Origin of the sequence: Nocardia sp. NPDC050710 (assembly GCF_040654375.1) — a bacterium.
GTDB lineage: Bacteria > Actinomycetota > Actinomycetes > Mycobacteriales > Mycobacteriaceae > Nocardia.
This window is the reverse complement of sequence record NZ_JBFAHV010000001.1, coordinates 62,040-78,048: the sequence shown is the minus strand read 5'-3', so window position 1 is coordinate 78,048 and position 16,009 is coordinate 62,040. Positions and strand designations below refer to the sequence as shown.

Below are 16,009 nucleotides of genomic sequence, written 5' to 3'. Positions count from 1 at the left end.
TCCGTTCAGGCGGCCTTGGCGCGCAGCAGGCGGCGGGCGACCCGTGCGCCCGCTTCGAGGGTGGGTTGGAAACCGCCGATTCCGGCCCAGGAACCGGCCAGATGCAGTCCGGGAATATGGGTTCGGCGTTCGCTGTTGCGGAACAGCCAGCCTTCGGTGGCGTCCTGGTCGTAGCCGTAGATGGCCCCGCCCGGGTGGCCGAGGTAACGCATCATGGTCAAAGGTGTCGCGACATCCACCTCTTCGATGGCGTCGCGGATACCCGGGGTGACGGCCTCGCACAGGTCGAGCAGCGATTCGGCATAGGCGAATTTGGTGCGCGCGTACTCCGACGGTGCCACGTTCTTCCAGATGTCGGCGTATTGCAATGTCATGAGACTGACGTGGGTGGCCCCGGCGGGCGCGAAGCCGATGGGCGCGACATCGTAGGAGCTGACGCAGATTCCGCGTGCGGGTTGAAAGGACCGCCACGCGTTGTAGGTGCGGTCGTCGTCGGTGTCGATATTCACGAATGTGGTGCTGGTGGTGAAGCCGAGCTCCGCGGGTGTGGCGTCGAGACCCATGTGCAGCACGAACCCGGAGACGCCGATTCGCCTGGTGGCCAGATCATCTCGTACCGCGGCGGGCACCTCGATACCCTCGAGCATGCCGTAGGTGGTGGGGAGCGAGGCATTGGACACCACATCGGTCGCGGTGACTTCGGTACCGTCCTCGAGCCGCACACCGAGCACTCGACCCCCCGAGATGAGGATGGCCTCGACCCCGGTATTGAACCGCACCTCGCCACCCGCCGCGAGGAAAGCGTCGAGAATGGCGGTGGACATGGCCTGCGAGCCGCCGCGCACATGCCAGGGCTTGAATTCGAAGTAGGCGAACAGCGTGAGCGCCAGATCCTGGAAGCGCAGCTTCGACGGCGGCTGCCCGAGATAGGTCCAGTACATGCCGAGCGCGACCTTGATCCGGTCGTCGTCGAAGAACTCGTCGAGCACGTCCTTCAGCGGCCGCAGCCCGTACTTGAACAGCACCGGGTCGATCTGTTCGACAGGCATACCGCGCATGGCGGCGATCTGCCAGAAGGTGATTTGCTTGAGCAGTTCGAAGAATTTGGCCGTGCGGTCGCGGTTACCGGGGAACTCCGCCTCGATGGCGTCGATGGCGGCATCCCAGTCGGCGGGCAGGGTCAGATCCAGCTGCCCGGGAATCACCGCGCGGTAGATGTCGTGCTCCTGCACGAATTCCAGCTTGTCGGCAATGCCGAGCTGCTGGAACAGGCCTTCGCGCAGAGAGATCGGCTGACCTTCCACGCCCACACCGGATAGCTGGTGCAGGGCCACCTCGAATTCGAAACGTCCACGGCGGAAGGAGGTTCCGCAGCCGCCCGGAATATTGTGCCGCTCCAACAGCAGGGTGCGCGCACCCGCGCGCTGCAGTGTCGCGGCGGCGGTCAGCCCGGCATTGCCCGCGCCGATGACAATAGCGTCGTAGTCGCTCACGCCTGCGCCGCCTCACGCTCGACCTGTGCGATGGCCTCGGACTTGATGCGTTCGAACTGCTCGCCCATGCGAGCGGCGAGCGCCTGCGCCGCCGACAGCGGCCGCACCATGACCATGAACTCGTCGATCTTCCCGTCCGCGTCGAAATGCAGGAAGTCGCAGCCGGTGAGTTGCTTGCCATCCACGGTGGCCTCGAAGACGAACGCGTGATCGCGCCCGCCCGCATCGGCGATCTCGCGAACGTAGTGGAAATCCTCGAAGACCCGGATCACCGCACGCAGGATGGCCGCCGTTATCGCCTTGCCCGGGTACGGCTTGAACGCCACCGGGCTGGTGAACACCACATTGTCGGCCAGCAGGGCCTCGATGGCATTGTCGTCGCGTGCCTCGACAGCGGCGCGGAAGGGATGCATGCCCTCACCTCTCGTACTAAAATAATTGACTAGATTGCCTTGTACGGTATCGGTGCTTGTGGCTGGTGTCCATAGTTTTATAGACAACAAATTGAATAATCACTCCGGATGGTACTCTGTGTCGATGGCGCTACGTAACGCGGTCCTGGCCGCCCTCCTGGAAGGCGAGGCCTCCGGCTACGACCTGGCCAAGGGTTTCGATGCCTCGGTAGCCAACTTCTGGATGGCCACCCCCCAGCAGCTGTACAAGGAACTCGAGCGCATGGCGGCCGAGGGGCTCATCGAAACCCGTGTCATCCAGCAGGAGCGCCGCCCCAACAAGCGCGTGCACGCGATCACCCCCGCGGGTCGCGCGGCATTGCACGAGTTCATCGAAGGACCGGCCAAGCCGACCGCCATCCGCGACGAGATGATGGTGAAGGTGCAGGCCATGGAGGCCGACGACGCTGCGGCCGTACGCGCCGCCGTCTCCGACCAGCTGGAGTGGTCCAAGGCGAAACTCGCCCGCTACGAACGCCTGCGTACGCGGCTGCTGGACGGCCGCAGTGAGCAGGCATATCTGGAGGAGGCCGAGCGGGTCGGCCCCTACCTGACATTGATGCGCGGTATCTCCTTCGAGCAGGAGAACATTCGCTGGGCGGGGTTCGCGCTCTCCGTCATCGATCGCCGTACCACCGCGCACCTCTAGCCGGGCGACCGGCAACCAGAATCCGCCGCCGATCCGTGGTCCGGATCGGCGGCGGTTGCGCGTTCAGCGCGTGGATTCCAGCTGCCGCAGGTCCTTGCGCAGGATCTTGCCGGTCATAGATTTCGGTATGGTGTCTACGAATTCGACCCGGCGCACCTTCTTGTAGGGTGCGACGCGTTCGGCGACGAATCCGATGACATCGCCCTCGTCCAGCTCGGCCCCCGCCTGTCGCACTACGAACGCCTTCGGAATTTCCTCGCCGTCGGCGTCTTTCACGCCGATCACCGCCGCATCGGCGATAGCGGGGTGGGTCAGCAGGAGCGCCTCCAATTCAGCGGGCGGCACCTGATAGCCCTTGTGCTTGATCAGCTCCTTGACTCGATCCACCAGGTAGACAACGCCATTGGCGTCCACGACGGCGATATCGCCGGTGCGCAGGAACCCTTGCTCATCGAAGGTTTCGGCCGTCGCCGCATCATTACCGAAATATCCGGGCATGATATTCGGTCCCTTGCAGCACAATTCGCCCGGCGCGCTGAGCCCCTCGGTGGGGTAGGTGATCTCGATGCCGGTCGCGGTATCCACGAGTTTGCACTCGATATTGGGCAGTGTGATCCCGATCGATCCCAGTGGCAGGTCCAGGCGACCCTCCGGGATCCCATGGCTGGCCGGGCTCATCTCGGTCATCCCGTACCCCTGGTGGACTCGGCATTTCAGCCTTTCGGCGACGGTGTTCGCGAGTTCGGCGTCCAATGCGGCCGCCCCGGACATGATCACCCGCACGCTGGACAGGTCGTAGTCGTCGACACGCGGATCCTTCGCCAGCGTCACGGCGATCGGCGGCGCGATGGGCAGGTAGGTGCAGCGCTGTTCCGCGGTGATCCGGAGGAACTCCGTCAGCTCATACCTGAGCATGGTGACCAGCGTGGCCCGACGGCGCAGAGTCGTATTGAGCAGTAGCGTCAGGCCGTAGATGTGAAAGAACGGCAGTACGGCCATGACCCGGTCAGCAGCTCCGATATGCGTCAACGGTTCGACCTGACAGATATTGGCCACCAGATTCCGGTGCGTCAGCATGACGCCCTTGGGATTTCCGGTCGTCCCCGATGAATACGGCAGCACCGCGAGGTGACCGGCGGGATCGAACGTCACGTGCGGAGCGGGTCGACTCTCGGCGAGTAGATCGGCCAGTGACTCGTGCCCGGGCGCGCCATCCAGCACGATGATGTGCTCGGACGGGATGCCCACCGTCGCGGCGGCCGCGGCCGCCTGCGGCAGGAACAATGAAATCGTGAACAGGAAACGGGCTTTCGAATCGCGGAGCTGTTTGGAGATTTCGTCGGCGGTGTAGAGGACGTGCACCGGCGTAGCCGTACCTCCGGCGCGCAGCACCCCGTGCAGCACCGCCGCGAAGGCCGGTGTGTTCGGCACATGTACCGCCGCCACCTCGCCGACACCGAAACCTCGGGCCGCGAGTGCCCCGGCTACCGCGTCGATCTGCTCACGGAGTTCGCGATAGGAGGTCGTGGCTCCGGTCGCGCCGTCGAGCAGCGCGGTACGGCCCAGATCGTCGTCGGTGAGTCCACCGAACAGGAACTCGTACAGGTTGACGGCCGGGATTTCGACATCGGGATAGGGGCTGGTGAAGCTCATGGGCTGATCCTCGTGATCGTCCGAACCCGTGCGTATGGTGGCGCGGGTCACAACTGGGCCGACTTTAGAGGCAAAACAGTCACTATTCAACTAATTGACTAGAAGGCGAATTGGCTATTAATCGGCGGATCGGGCCGGATCGAGCCCCATGAGTCGAGCCGCATGGAGGGCGACGAACAGCTCGGCGGCAGCTTTCGGATCCGAGCAGCGGCGGTCGGTGAGGGTTTCGATGCGGCGTAACCGGTAGTGGATGGTATTGCGGTGGTAGTGCAGGTGTTGTGCTACTTCGGTATTGGAGCCGCCGCATTCGAACCAGAGCTCGAGAGTGTCGAGCAGGGTGTCGCGTTCCTCGGCCGGCAGATTCAGCACGGGGCCGAGGATGTCATCGGCCAGTTCTCGCGAGGCGGACGGCGCGTGCGCGAGTACGAGCGGGATGGGTGTGCTGCCGTACGCGGTGACGGTCGCTGTGCCGGGTGGTGCGCAGCGACCGGCGAGTTCGGCCTCGCGTAGACCCATGCCCGCGGAGTTCGGGGTCGGGAAGGGGCGGCTCACGCCGATCCGGCCGGTGGCGTGCAGTCGTAGGCGCGAGAGCACCCGGTCGTGTGACCGGGTGGTGGCCAGGCTGAGGAGGCCGATCCGTGCGCCGGGTTCGGTGAGCCAGATCGATTCGACGAATTCGGTGCGCAGTCGATCCTCGATGCCGATGAGCGGTTCGATCGCACCGGAATCGGTTTCCGCGTGCACGACGATGAAGCTCCCCAGCGGCGGGAGGTGCAGCGCACGGGCGATGTCGCGTTGGGTCGGATCGTCGGCGTCGCCGTCGAAGAGACGGCGGAGCATGGCGCGGCGTTCGGAATCGCCACGGCGAACGCGTTCGGTCAGGTAATCGCTGTACGCATCGGCGGCCGCGCCCGAGTAATCGTCGATGATCCGCCACATCTCCGAACCGAGCTGTGGCAGCACGTCCAGGCTCGAGCCGGTAGCGGTGGTCAGCGCCCGTTCCCACAGCAGCCGCCCAGCCAGCCGGTATGCGTGTAGCACTGCCGCGAGCGGTACGCCCAGCTCTGCCTTGAACCGGCCGACGACGGCGGCCGGTTGCAATCGGCAGCCGATACTTCCCGAGAGCTGGCCGAGGACGGCGACGAGATTGTCGCGGACGACAACCCGCAGCTGGTCTTCGGTCAGAGCGGTGGACTCCGCGTAGGCGTGGTCACCCGTGCGAATGCGACCGACGAGTTCGGCGGTGAGATCGTCGACTTCCACCAGCAAAGTGCGCGCGACCGCGGCGGAGTCGTTCACGGGCGGGCCGGTCAACGCTGTCATGGGTTCGATGGTAGGCATTCGCTCTCGGCGCGGGCTGTGCTCCAGCACAGTCGGGCGGCCACGATCGGCAAACCCGCGCACATGGTGGGCGACCACAGCCGACCCGCAGTATCGACTGCGACAGTGACCGGGGTCATAGCACCCCGATTCGAGTATGAGCTCGAGAGGAGGTGCCGACCGTGTACGTCGTAGGCGCGGGATCCGTCGGATCCGTGCTGGCCAGCCGACTATACGAATACCCGGGAGTCCGGGCAGCGGTGATCGAGGCCGGGCCACGGGATACCGCGGATGAGATCGCGTTGCCGGTCGCCTTTCCGTCGCTGCTCAAGAGCCCGCTCGACCGGGACTACGACACCGAGCCCGAGCCACGCCTGCACAGTCGCCGCGCTTATCTGCCGCGCGGGCGGATGCTCGGTGGGTCGAGTTCGCTGAACGCCATGATCTACATTCGCGGTGCCCGCGCCGACTACGACGGCTGGGCCGCGAGCGGCGCGGACGGGCGGAGCTACCACGAGGTCCTGCCGTACTTCCTGAAGGCCGCGGACAACGAGCGCGGCAAGCATTTCGCGGCCCACGCCGCGCAGACTCTCAACCACCCCACCTCCACCTGCGCCATCGGCGCCGTCGTGGACCCGAGCCTGCGTGTGCCGGGTCTACGGGGCCTGCGCGTGGCCGACCCCTCGGTCATGCCGAATGTGGTGCGAGGCAACACCAATGCGCCCACGATCATGAACGGTGAGAAGGCCGCGGTCATGATCGTCGAGGACGCCGACTCGGAAGGAATCCAACGGTGACCACAACCGTGACAGCAACCATCGACGCCGCCGTCTCCGCACTGCGGCGCGGTGAAATCGAATGGGCTCGAACATCTTTGCCCGACCGCAGGCGACTGCTCGACCGAATTCACGCCAATACGGCGAGCTACGCGCGGGAATGGGTCGAGATCGCGGCCGGGATAAAAAAGCTGTCCCTGGACTCGCCGCTGCTGGGTGAGGAATGGGTGAGTGGCCCCTACTCGCTGCTCACCGGAGCAGCCGCGCTGGCTGAATCCCTCCTGGCGCTGGAGAACGGGGGCAGCCCGGTCGACGGATACCCGATGCGAGCGGCTCCCGGTGGTCGCACCGCGGTCGAGGTCTTCCCGCACGGCATGTTCGATACCCTGCTGCTTAATGGATTCCGTGCCGAGGTCTGGTCGCGGCCGGGCATTGATCCCGAAACCGTACGCGCCCGTGCGGGTTTGGGGCAGCGTAAACCGGACCACACCGGCGGTATCGGCGTCGTGCTCGGTGCGGGAAATATCTTCTCGATCGCCCCGCTGGACGTGCTGTACCAGCTCTACGCCGACAATCGGGTGGTCGCACTCAAGCTCAACCCCATCACCGATCCGCTGTTGCCGGTGCTGGAGAAGATCTTCGCCCCCATGATCGAGCGTGGATTCGTCCGCCTGCTCACCGGTGGACCGGATGTGGGAGCGGCGTTGGTGCATCATCTCGACGTGGATGCCGTGCATATGACCGGCAGCGCGCTCACCCATGACGCCATCGTCTTCGGCACCGGAGTCGAGGCCGCTCAGAACAAGGCGGCGGGCACCCCCAAGCTGACCAAACCCATCACCAGCGAGCTCGGCGGTGTCTCACCGGCCATCGTGGTACCTGGCCGCTGGTCGACCGCCGACCTGCGTTTCCAAGCCGAGCATCTCGCCACGCAGCGGCTGCACAACAACGGCTACAACTGCATCGCTTCCCAGGTGGCGGTGATCTCCGCGGACTGGCCGCAGAAGGACCGTTTTCTCGCCGAACTGCGCGCGGCCATCGAGCGTGCACCGGAGCGGCCGGACTACTACCCGGGGTCGGCCGCCCGCGTCGCGGCCGCCCGCCAGGGCTACCCGCAGGCAGAGGCGATCGGCGCACGCACCTTCATCGAGGGACTGACTCCGGACAGGGATGAACCCGCCCTGCACACCGAATACTTCTCCCCGGTGCTCGGAGTGCTCGAATTGCCTGGCGACCCCGCCGAATTCCTGGCGCGGGCGGTGCAGGTGGCCAACGACGAGTTCGAGGGCACGCTCGGTGTGAACATCACCGCCCACCCCGCCACGATCAAGCAGCTGGGCGAGCGATTCGACCGTGCGGTCACGGACCTGCGCTACGGCACCATCGCCATCAACGCCTGGACCGGCCTGGGCTACCTGACCGCCCGCGCCTCCTGGGGAGCCTTCCCCGGCCACACCCTGGCTGATGTCCAGAGCGGAATCGGTGTGGTGCACAACGCCTTGCTGATCGAGGAACCGGAGCGCACCGTGCTACGCGGCCCGTTCCGGCCCGCGCCACGGTCGCTGCTGCACGGTGAGTTCACCCTCGCACCGAAGCCGCCGTGGTTCGTGACCAACCGTACCGGCGCCACCACTCTGCGGCGTCTGACGGACTTCGCGAAGAGGCCCCGCATCTCCGCCCTGCCGGGGATCTTCGCTTCCGCGCTGCGCGGCTGAGCGCAGCGGTGAGCCGGGCCGGGCGCCGACTGTCCACAGCGCGTGCCCGGCCCGGCGTACCCGATGTTCACCGTAGGCCCGGACCCCTTCGAGAAAGACCAGCACACAATGACTTACCACGATTACGACCTGCCGATGGTCAGCACCATGCAGGATGAACCCCTGTCCTTGGCGACACTCCTGCGATATGCCGCCACCGTGCACGCCGAAGCGACCGTCCGTACCTGGACCGGCAGCGAGTCACGGGTACTGACCTACCGTGAATTGGGCGAACACGCATCCCGGCTCGCACATGCCCTGACCGCGCTCGGCATCGGCCGTGGCGATCGGGTGGGCACGTTCATGTGGAACAACAACGAACACCTCATCGCCTACTGCGCGGTGCCCGCGATGGGGGCGGTGCTGCACACCCTCAATATCCGGCTGTTCCCCGAACAGATCACTTACGTGGCGAACCACGCGGCGGACAAAGTGGTGATCGTCGATGGATCGCTGGTACCGCTGTTCGCCGGGGTGCTGCCGACCCTGCGAACCGTCCGCCACGTCATCGTGGCCAATGGGAACGCTTCGGCGTTGACCGCACCCGAGGGTGTGACGGTGCACGATCTGGACACGCTGCTCGCCGAATATCCGTCGACCTTCGACTTCCCCGTACTCGATGAGCGGTCGGCCGCCGCGATGTGCTACACCTCCGGCACCACGGGTGACCCGAAAGGTGTTGTCTACTCGCATCGTTCGAACTGGTTGCACTCGCTGCACGCCTGCACCGGTGACGGCATGGGAGTCGAGGCCGGGGATCAGGTGCTCGCGATCGTGCCGATGTTCCACGCCAACGCCTGGGGTTTGCCGTATGCGGCGCTCATGGCGGGTGCATCGCTCGTGATGCCCGACCGCTTCCTGCAACCCGCGCCGCTACTGGAACTCATGGCGGTCGAACGTCCCAGCTTCGCCGCCGCTGTTCCGACGGTCTGGAACGGCGTGCTCTCCGCGGTCGATGCGAGTCCGCAGGATCTCGGCCATCTGCGGGCGGTGGTGGTCGGCGGTTCGGCCGTGCCGCCGCAGCTCATGCGAGCCTTCGAAAACCGCCACGGTGTGCGCATCATCCAGGCGTGGGGCATGACCGAAACCTCCCCGCTGGGTAGTGTCGCCTGGCCGCCGCCCGGAACCGAAGGCGAGTCGGCCTACGCCTACCGGGTCACCCAGGGACGATTCCCCGCTACCGTCCAGGCCCGCCTCATCGGCGACGACGGCGTCGAGCTGCCCCGCGACGGAAAGTCCGTGGGGGAGCTCGAGGTTCGCGGTCCTTGGATCACGGCCTCGTACTATTCGCCGGACGCGGACGCGACCGGCGCCGACTCATTCCATGACGGCTGGCTGCGCACCGGCGACGTCGGCACCATTTCGCCCGACGGCTACCTCACCCTGGTGGATCGTGCGAAGGACATCATCAAGTCCGGCGGTGAATGGATCTCCTCGGTCGACCTCGAGAACGCGCTCATGGCTCACCCCGATATCGCAGAGGCCGCCGTATTCGGGGTGCCCGACGAGAAGTGGGACGAGCGTCCTGTCGTCGCGGCGGCCTTGCGCGACGGAGCGACCGCCGACGCCGGGGAGTTGCGCTCGTTCCTGGCCGACAAAGTGGCGAAATGGCAACTGCCCGAACGCTGGACCTTCCTTCCCGAGGTGCCCAAGACCAGCGTCGGCAAATTCGACAAGAAGGCCCTGCGCGCCCGCTACGCCGCCGGCGCACTCGATATCCTGACCCTGGAAGCCGATTCCGCGCAGGCGAGTTCGGAAAGCGGGGCGCGATGATGGAGTACGACGATCCGAGATCACTTCTCCCGGGTCGGTGCTCTGCGGAGGGATCGCGCTGAATTCCTTCCGCACGTCGCGGCCGGGGTCGATCAGATCCCGGCCGCCTCGGCGACATCGTGAGCCGCCGCGACCACCTGGTCGATCTGCTCACGCGTCGGCGTGCCCGCGGCGGCGCGATTGCGCGGATCGTCGAGCGCGCGGCGCAGCACCCCCTCGCCGATGATCGCGATCTTCCACATGCCCAGCGCATGCCAGAAGCCGAGCGCCGCGGCATCTCTGCCGGTGACCGCGAGATACTCGGCCGCGAGCTCGGCCCGCGAGGGGAAGCCGGGCAGCGTGCACATCGAGAAGTTGCCCACCAGATCTTCACCGGGCTCGGGCCAGTAGGCCAGCAGGCTGCCGATATCCGCGAGCGGTTCGCCGAGCGTGCAGAGTTCCCAATCGAGTACCGCGCGGATCGCACCGGTATCCGGATCGGTGATCACATTGCGGATGTGGAAATCCCCGTGCACCAGGGCGATTTCGTGCTGTTCGGGGACCGCGGCGCGGAGCCGCTCGGTGAGCTGGTCGACGGCGGGAAGCTCCCGGGTCTTGGACTGCTCCCACTGCGCGGCCCACCGCTTGAGCTGGCGCGCGGCGTAGGGCTTGTGGCTGGCCAGGTCCGTCAACCCCGTCCGTTCGAGGTCGACCGCGTGTATGCGAGCGAGCGTGCGCGGCAGCGCCATCCCGATCGCATGCCGCTGCGCGGGTGTCAGCGCTTCGGCGATCTCGATATTGTCCACGACCAGGCCCGCGACGTACTCCATGATCGCCACGGGTACCTCGTCATCGGAGACCACGCTGTAGACCCGGGGGACGGGCACGTCGGTGTCGGCCAGTGCCGACAGAATGCGCGCCTCGCGGGCGATGTCGTGGGCGGAGGCGAGGAGATGACCCAGCGGCGGCCGCCGCAACACGTACCGACGCCCCTCGGCATCGGTCAGTCCGTAAGTCAGATTCGACTGCCCCAGACCGAGCCTCGATGTCCGCAGCGGAAGGCGATGCGCCAGCCCGAGGGAGCTCAGCCAGCCGGACGCCGTCTCGTCCGAAAGTTCGCTGTTCATGACCAATGCTCCTCGAATGATCGTCTGGATGGGAGCGTGGCGGACGGGAGATGGACACCGCGCCACGGGAGACCGCGAAGACTCTATACCCGAAGTTGAGTTCCGGTTCGAGAACCTTCGAAAGTCGCTATCGGATAATTGATTCCGCCCGCAGGCGTACCTCCGACGGGATGATTTCCCCGCCGATCGCAGCGCGCGATTCGGATGCGTCGGCGCAGGTAGAGGAGGGATGCCGGTCGTCAGCGTGGGATGAACTCACACGGTGTCCGCGGTGATACGGTGACAATCGATAACTATCCCTGCGACCTAGTGAGTGATCAGCGTTGGCGTCCGATCCCGTTGCCAGCGAGGCCGAGCCTCGTCGAGTTCCCCCGCGTACGAAGCGCGGCGAGCGCACACGCACCGCATTGATCACCGCGGCGCGGGAGGTCTTCGAGCGCGACGGGTACCTCGACGCCAAGATCGCCGATATCTCCAAGGCCGCGGGCACCGCCTCCGGCTCGTTCTACACCTACTTCGACAGCAAGGAAGAGATCTTCACCGCGGTTGTCGAGCAGGTGCAGGAGGAGATGCTGCATCCGCACGTGCGGGAGCGCACCGGCGTCACCGATCCCCGCGACCTCATCGAGGCCGCCAATCGTGAGTATTTGCTCTCGTACAAGCGCAATGCGCGCCTGATGGCGGTGTTCGAGGAGGTTTCGCTGATCAACGAGGACTTCCGGAAGCTGCGGGTCGAACGCAACAAGGCCTTCGTGCAGCGCAATGCGAAGATGATCCGGGAGTTGCAGGAATCGGGCCGGGCCAGCGCGGATCTCGATCCCCTTATCACCGCGCAGGCGCTATCGGTGATGGTCAGCCGCATGGCCTATCTCGTCTTCGCGCAGAATCAGCGCATCGCGTTCGAGAAGCTGGTGGGTACCCTGACCCAGCTCTGGGTCAACGCCCTGCAATTGAAGTCCGAGTGATCCGGACTCCGTCCGGATCAGCCGTCCTTGTCGAAACTTGAAATTGACGTAGGATTCAAGTTTATGACAGGCTCGGCTCGGCGGAGTCGATCGGGGGATCGCGCGCCGGGGATGCTCGGAAGGAGACAATTGTGAAGGTCGCGGGAAAAACCGCAGTGGTCACCGGAGGCGGCGGTGGAATCGGTGGCGCGATCGCGCTGCGCCTGGTCGAGGCGGGTGCGCGCGTCGTGGTCGCCGATCTGGACGGTAATGCGGCCGAGGCCGTCGTCGGATCAATTCCGGAGAACTCCCGCGGCGCCGCGATCGCCGTCGGAGTCGACGTATCCGACGAAGGGCGGATCCGTGAGCTGATCGAGCGCGCGGAGGCCGAATTCGGCCCGGTGGATATGTATTTCGCGAATGCGGGTATCGGAGGTCCGGTCGGCCTCGGCGACGATGCCGCCTGGGCCGCCACGATCGACATCAATGTCAGCGCCCACGTCCGGGCCGCGCGGCTGCTGGTTCCCGGCTGGCTGGAACGCGGCGAGGGGTACTTCATCAGCACCGCCTCGGCGGCGGGCCTGCTGACCCAGATCGGTTCGTCCGCCTATTCGGTCACCAAGCATGCCGCCGTCGGATTCGCCGAATGGCTGTCGGTCACTTACGGCGACAATGGAATTCGGGTCAGCTGCCTGTGCCCGATGGGCGTCGAGACGAAACTGCTGCGTGCCGGTGAGAATTCGGGAGACGCGCTCGGCGAGGCGGCGACCAGGGCGGTCACCTCCGCCGGTGCGGTCCTGACCCCGGACGAGGCCGCGGACATCGTCATGGACGCCATCGACGACGAGCGATTCCTGATCCTGCCCCATCCGGAGGTGCTCGAGATGTACCGCCGCAAAGGCGCCGACTACGAGAAGTGGTTGAGCGGGATGCGCCGATACCAGACGGGACTGCTGCAAGCCGCTGATTAGCGACTGCGCAGTCGGGACGGGCCGATGTCCGGACGTGGGGCCGCCGAGACGTCCTCGATCGGGGGAGCGGGTCGCCGCAGCGCGCCGACCGGCGCCGGAGTAATCACACGGCTCGGTGGATGGGGTCATGTGGCAAACTTGACTGTGAATTCAAGTTCGCCTGGCGTTGTTCCAGGTGGACGCGAGAATTCGAGTGGGAGGTAGACATGACCATGACGACCGGAGATGGCGTCGCGGTGGAGGGGATCCCGTCGCTGGCCGACACGTCGATCCTGCGCGAGCCGCCCAGTACGGCCCGGGGCGTGCGTACGCGCGCCGCGCTGGTCGCGGCGGCGCGGGCGGTGTTCGAACGCGATGGCTATCTCGAGGCGCGACTATCCGATGTCGCCGCCGAGGCGAAGTGTTCGACGGGGTCGTTCTACACCTATTTCGCCAGCAAGGAGGAGGTCCTGCACGCGGTGCTGGACCTCGCGCAGAGTGAATTGCTGCATCCCGGTATGCCGCGGCTGGGTGATGACGAGGCATCGCCCGCGGCGGTGATCGAGGCCAGCAATCGGGCGTACTTCGAGGCGTATAAACGCAACGCGAAGCTGATGAACATCCTCGATCAGGTCGCCGCGATCGATCCCAAGTTCCGTGAGTTGCGCCGCCGTCGCAGTCGTGCCTTCTGTGATCGCAACGCCCGGTCGCTCGCGCAGCTACAAGAGCGCGGACTCGCCGATCCCGAGCTGAATCCGCACCAGGCCGCGCGGGCACTGTCGGGCATGGTGGGCCGCATGGCGTACTACACCTTCGTGCTCGGCGAGGAGAACTCCCTCGACGATCTGGTGCGGCACGCCACCCGGCTGTGGGTGAATGCCGTGCGGATCGGCTCCGCCGGCTGAACAGAATTCAGACCCCGCGCCACACGGGCGGGCGCTTCTCGGCGAAGGCGCGTGCCCCTTCGAGTGCGTCCGCCGAGGTGTTGACGGTCGCGACGATATCGAACTGCGATTCGAACGCCCCGGCGTCGGTGTACTGAATCGCTTGCGACAGTACCTGTTTCGTGGCACGAACGGCCAAGGGGCCGTTCTCGGCGATGCGCGCGGCGAGCGACTTCGCCGCCTGGAGCGCGTCGCCCGGTGCGGTGAGCACATTGACCAGCCCGAACCGGTGTGCGCGGGCCGCCGCGAGGGGATCACCGGTCAGGGCGATCTCCATGGCCAGCTGATAGGGGAGCACCTTCGGTAGTCGTAATGCGCCACCGCCGGCCGCGACCAGACTTCGTTTCACCTCGGGCAGACCGAATTTGGCATTCTCGGCCGCCACGATCAGGTCGCAGGCCAGGGCGAGTTCGAAGCCGCCCGCGAGCGCCCAGCCCTCCACGGCGGCGATGAGCGGTTTGGTCGGTGGCCGCTCGGTGAGGCCGCCGAATCCGCGCCCGGCCACGACCGGCAGCTCGCCCTCGGCGAACGCCTTGAGATCCATGCCCGCGCTGAAGGTGCCCGCCGCGCCGGTGAGGATGCCGACCGCGAGGTCGGATCGGTCCTCCAGTTCGTCGATGGCGTCCGCCAATGCCTGGGCGACCGCTCGATTCACCGCGTTTCGTGCCTCGGGCCGGTTGATGGTGATGGTGGCAATTCCCTCGGCGAACTCGGTCAGCACAACGCCCATCGCAGCCTCCTCTCCGCATGGCTGGTAGTCGTCGTGACGTTAGCGAAATCTGAATCCGACTTCAAAATCGCGTTTACTTTTGCGGTGTGACCTCGACTCTTGCAATTTATGTGGGTCAGATCACATACATGTTCCTGGGCTACCGGTATTGACCGCGGCGGGCGCATCCAGCAAGGTGGCGGAAGAAAATAAGCGCTTAGTAAGTTCTGTACGGAGGTTGGGCCATGCCCGAAGCTGTCATTGTTTCCGTCGCCCGGTCGCCGATCGGGCGCGCCGCCAAGGGCTCGCTCAAGGACATGCGGCCCGACGACCTGGCCGCGCAGATCGTGCGCGCCGCGCTGGACAAGGTTCCCGCACTCGATCCGAACGCGATCGACGACCTGATGCTCGGCGTCGGTCAGCCCGCCGGGGAATCGGGCTTCAATCTGGGCCGGATCGTGGCGGTGCTGGCCGGGCTCGATCAGGTGCCCGGTACCACGGTCAATCGCTACTGCTCCTCGAGTCTGCAGACGACTCGAATGGCGTTGCACGCGATTCGGGCGGGTGAGGGCGATGTATTCATCTCGGCCGGGGTCGAGACCGTGAGCCGCTACGGCAAGGGTAGTGCCGACGGCCTGCCCGGTACCCAGAACTCACTGTTCGACGACAGCGTCGAGCGGACCGCGAAATTCGCCGCGGGAGGCCAGGTGTGGGCCGATCCCCGGCAGGGCGGGCAGCTGCCCGACGTCTACATCGCGATGGGGCAGACCGCCGAGAACGTGGCCCAGCTCAAAGGGGTGAGCCGCCAGGAGCAGGACGCTTTCGGCGTGCGCAGCCAGAACCTCGCCGAGATCGCCCTCGCCAATGGCTTCTGGCAGCGCGACATCACGCCGATCACGCTGCCGGACGGCACCGTCGTATCCGCCGATGACGGCCCGCGCGCCGGCGTCACGCTCGATGCGGTGGCCGGGTTGAAGCCGGTTTTCCGGCCCGACGGAACTGTTACCGCGGGCAACTGCTGCCCGCTCAACGACGGGGCCGCGGCCGTGGTCATCATGTCCGATACCAAGGCCGCGGAGCTGGGCTTGACTCCGCTGGCGCGCATCGTCTCCACCGGAGTCAGCGCGCTGTCGCCGGAGATCATGGGTCTGGGCCCGGTCGAGGCGTCCCGGCAGGCGCTGGCCAGGGCGGGCATGACGATCGGCGATATCGACCTGGTCGAGATCAACGAAGCCTTTGCGGCGCAGGTCGTTCCGTCCGCCTGGGAGCTGGGTGTCGAACTGGACAAGCTCAATGTCAATGGCGGCGCGATCGCCGTCGGCCATCCCTTCGGCATGACCGGCGCGCGGATCACCAGCACCCTCATCAATTCACTGCAATTCCATGACAAGCAGATCGGCCTGGAAACGATGTGCGTGGGCGGTGGCCAGGGCATGGCCATGGTGCTCGAACGGCTGTCGTGACCGCAGGCGCAATCCGAAAGGAC

At 66.0% G+C, this 16,009-nt stretch carries 14 protein-coding genes; 8 read left to right on the top strand and 6 right to left on the bottom strand.

The window, feature by feature from the left end:
* Positions 1 to 5: 5 nt before the first annotated feature.
* Positions 6 to 1,493, bottom strand: coding sequence for an NAD(P)/FAD-dependent oxidoreductase (locus AB0H61_RS00405; RefSeq protein ID WP_357297393.1), 1,488 nt, complete (start codon positions 1,491 to 1,493; stop codon positions 6 to 8).
* Positions 1,490 to 1,906, bottom strand: coding sequence for a nuclear transport factor 2 family protein (locus tag AB0H61_RS00400; protein ID WP_357297392.1), 417 nt, complete (start codon positions 1,904 to 1,906; stop codon positions 1,490 to 1,492). The genes AB0H61_RS00405 and AB0H61_RS00400 overlap by 4 nt, the downstream gene beginning before the upstream one ends.
* 124 nt (positions 1,907 to 2,030) lie before the next feature.
* Between AB0H61_RS00400 and AB0H61_RS00395 the strand changes: the two genes are divergently transcribed.
* Positions 2,031 to 2,594 carry a PadR family transcriptional regulator gene (locus tag AB0H61_RS00395; RefSeq protein ID WP_357297389.1) on the top strand — a complete coding sequence of 188 codons (564 nt, stop codon included), beginning with the start codon at positions 2,031 to 2,033 and terminating at the stop codon, positions 2,592 to 2,594.
* A 63-nt stretch (positions 2,595 to 2,657) separates the two neighbouring features.
* Here the strand turns inward: AB0H61_RS00395 and AB0H61_RS00390 are convergent, their stop codons facing one another.
* Positions 2,658 to 4,247, bottom strand: a complete 1,590-nt coding sequence (locus tag AB0H61_RS00390) for an AMP-binding protein (RefSeq protein WP_357297386.1) — start codon at positions 4,245 to 4,247, stop codon at positions 2,658 to 2,660.
* A 117-nt stretch (positions 4,248 to 4,364) separates the two neighbouring features.
* Complete coding sequence (locus tag AB0H61_RS00385) at positions 4,365 to 5,570, bottom strand: helix-turn-helix domain-containing protein (protein ID WP_357297384.1); 1,206 nt, start codon at positions 5,568 to 5,570, stop codon at positions 4,365 to 4,367.
* Positions 5,571 to 5,749: 179 nt separating this feature from the next.
* Between AB0H61_RS00385 and AB0H61_RS00380 the strand changes: the two genes are divergently transcribed.
* From AB0H61_RS00380 to AB0H61_RS00370, 3 genes are all read left to right on the top strand, one after another.
* Entirely contained in the window at positions 5,750 to 6,364 is a 615-nt protein-coding gene (locus tag AB0H61_RS00380; protein ID WP_357297383.1) for a GMC oxidoreductase, read from the top strand.
* Entirely contained in the window at positions 6,361 to 8,058 is a 1,698-nt protein-coding gene (locus tag AB0H61_RS00375; RefSeq protein WP_357297381.1) for an aldehyde dehydrogenase family protein, read from the top strand. The genes AB0H61_RS00380 and AB0H61_RS00375 overlap by 4 nt, the downstream gene beginning before the upstream one ends.
* A 135-nt stretch (positions 8,059 to 8,193) precedes the next feature.
* Positions 8,194 to 9,870 (top strand): long-chain fatty acid--CoA ligase, encoded by a 1,677-nt coding sequence (locus AB0H61_RS00370; RefSeq protein WP_357299763.1) that lies wholly within the window; start codon positions 8,194 to 8,196, stop codon positions 9,868 to 9,870.
* Positions 9,871 to 9,962: 92 nt separating this feature from the next.
* Here AB0H61_RS00370 and AB0H61_RS00365 read toward each other — a convergent pair whose 3' ends face one another.
* Positions 9,963 to 10,976: a phosphotransferase family protein gene (locus AB0H61_RS00365; protein WP_357297378.1), complete on the bottom strand. Its 1,014-nt coding sequence runs from the start codon at positions 10,974 to 10,976 to the stop codon at positions 9,963 to 9,965.
* Positions 10,977 to 11,299: 323 nt separating this feature from the next.
* Here AB0H61_RS00365 and AB0H61_RS00360 point away from each other — a divergent pair, with 323 nt between their 5' ends.
* The 3 genes from AB0H61_RS00360 to AB0H61_RS00350 all read left to right on the top strand — a co-directional run bounded on the left by AB0H61_RS00360 (position 11,300) and on the right by AB0H61_RS00350 (position 13,775).
* The gene (locus tag AB0H61_RS00360) at positions 11,300 to 11,941 is read left to right on the top strand and encodes a TetR/AcrR family transcriptional regulator (RefSeq protein ID WP_357297376.1); all 642 of its coding nucleotides are present in this window, start codon (positions 11,300 to 11,302) and stop codon (positions 11,939 to 11,941) included.
* Between the two features lie 131 nt (positions 11,942 to 12,072).
* Entirely contained in the window at positions 12,073 to 12,891 is an 819-nt protein-coding gene (locus AB0H61_RS00355; RefSeq protein WP_357297374.1) for an SDR family oxidoreductase, read from the top strand.
* A 206-nt stretch (positions 12,892 to 13,097) separates the two neighbouring features.
* Positions 13,098 to 13,775: a TetR/AcrR family transcriptional regulator gene (locus AB0H61_RS00350; protein ID WP_357297372.1), complete on the top strand. Its 678-nt coding sequence runs from the start codon at positions 13,098 to 13,100 to the stop codon at positions 13,773 to 13,775.
* Between the two features lie 7 nt (positions 13,776 to 13,782).
* On the opposite strand, the gene AB0H61_RS00345 is transcribed toward AB0H61_RS00350, so the two are convergent.
* A complete protein-coding gene (locus AB0H61_RS00345) occupies positions 13,783 to 14,544 on the bottom strand; it encodes a crotonase/enoyl-CoA hydratase family protein (protein ID WP_357297369.1) in 762 nt (253 codons plus the stop codon).
* A 224-nt stretch (positions 14,545 to 14,768) separates the two neighbouring features.
* On the opposite strand from AB0H61_RS00345, the gene AB0H61_RS00340 reads away from it, so the two are divergent.
* Positions 14,769 to 15,986 (top strand): acetyl-CoA C-acetyltransferase, encoded by a 1,218-nt coding sequence (locus tag AB0H61_RS00340; protein ID WP_357297366.1) that lies wholly within the window; start codon positions 14,769 to 14,771, stop codon positions 15,984 to 15,986.
* Positions 15,987 to 16,009: the final 23 nt, after the last annotated feature.

Coding starts and splice junctions, on each gene's coding strand:
- AB0H61_RS00365 (WP_357297378.1), bottom strand. CDS start 10,976: ATGAACAGCGAACTTTCGGACGAGACGGCGTCCGGCTGGCTGAGCTCC.
- AB0H61_RS00390 (WP_357297386.1), bottom strand. CDS start 4,247: ATGAGCTTCACCAGCCCCTATCCCGATGTCGAAATCCCGGCCGTCAAC.
- AB0H61_RS00385 (WP_357297384.1), bottom strand. CDS start 5,570: ATGACAGCGTTGACCGGCCCGCCCGTGAACGACTCCGCCGCGGTCGCG.
- AB0H61_RS00400 (WP_357297392.1), bottom strand. CDS start 1,906: ATGCATCCCTTCCGCGCCGCTGTCGAGGCACGCGACGACAATGCCATC.
- AB0H61_RS00395 (WP_357297389.1), top strand. CDS start 2,031: ATGGCGCTACGTAACGCGGTCCTGGCCGCCCTCCTGGAAGGCGAGGCC.
- AB0H61_RS00340 (WP_357297366.1), top strand. CDS start 14,769: ATGCCCGAAGCTGTCATTGTTTCCGTCGCCCGGTCGCCGATCGGGCGC.
- AB0H61_RS00345 (WP_357297369.1), bottom strand. CDS start 14,544: ATGGGCGTTGTGCTGACCGAGTTCGCCGAGGGAATTGCCACCATCACC.
- AB0H61_RS00370 (WP_357299763.1), top strand. CDS start 8,194: ATGGTCAGCACCATGCAGGATGAACCCCTGTCCTTGGCGACACTCCTG.
- AB0H61_RS00350 (WP_357297372.1), top strand. CDS start 13,098: ATGACCATGACGACCGGAGATGGCGTCGCGGTGGAGGGGATCCCGTCG.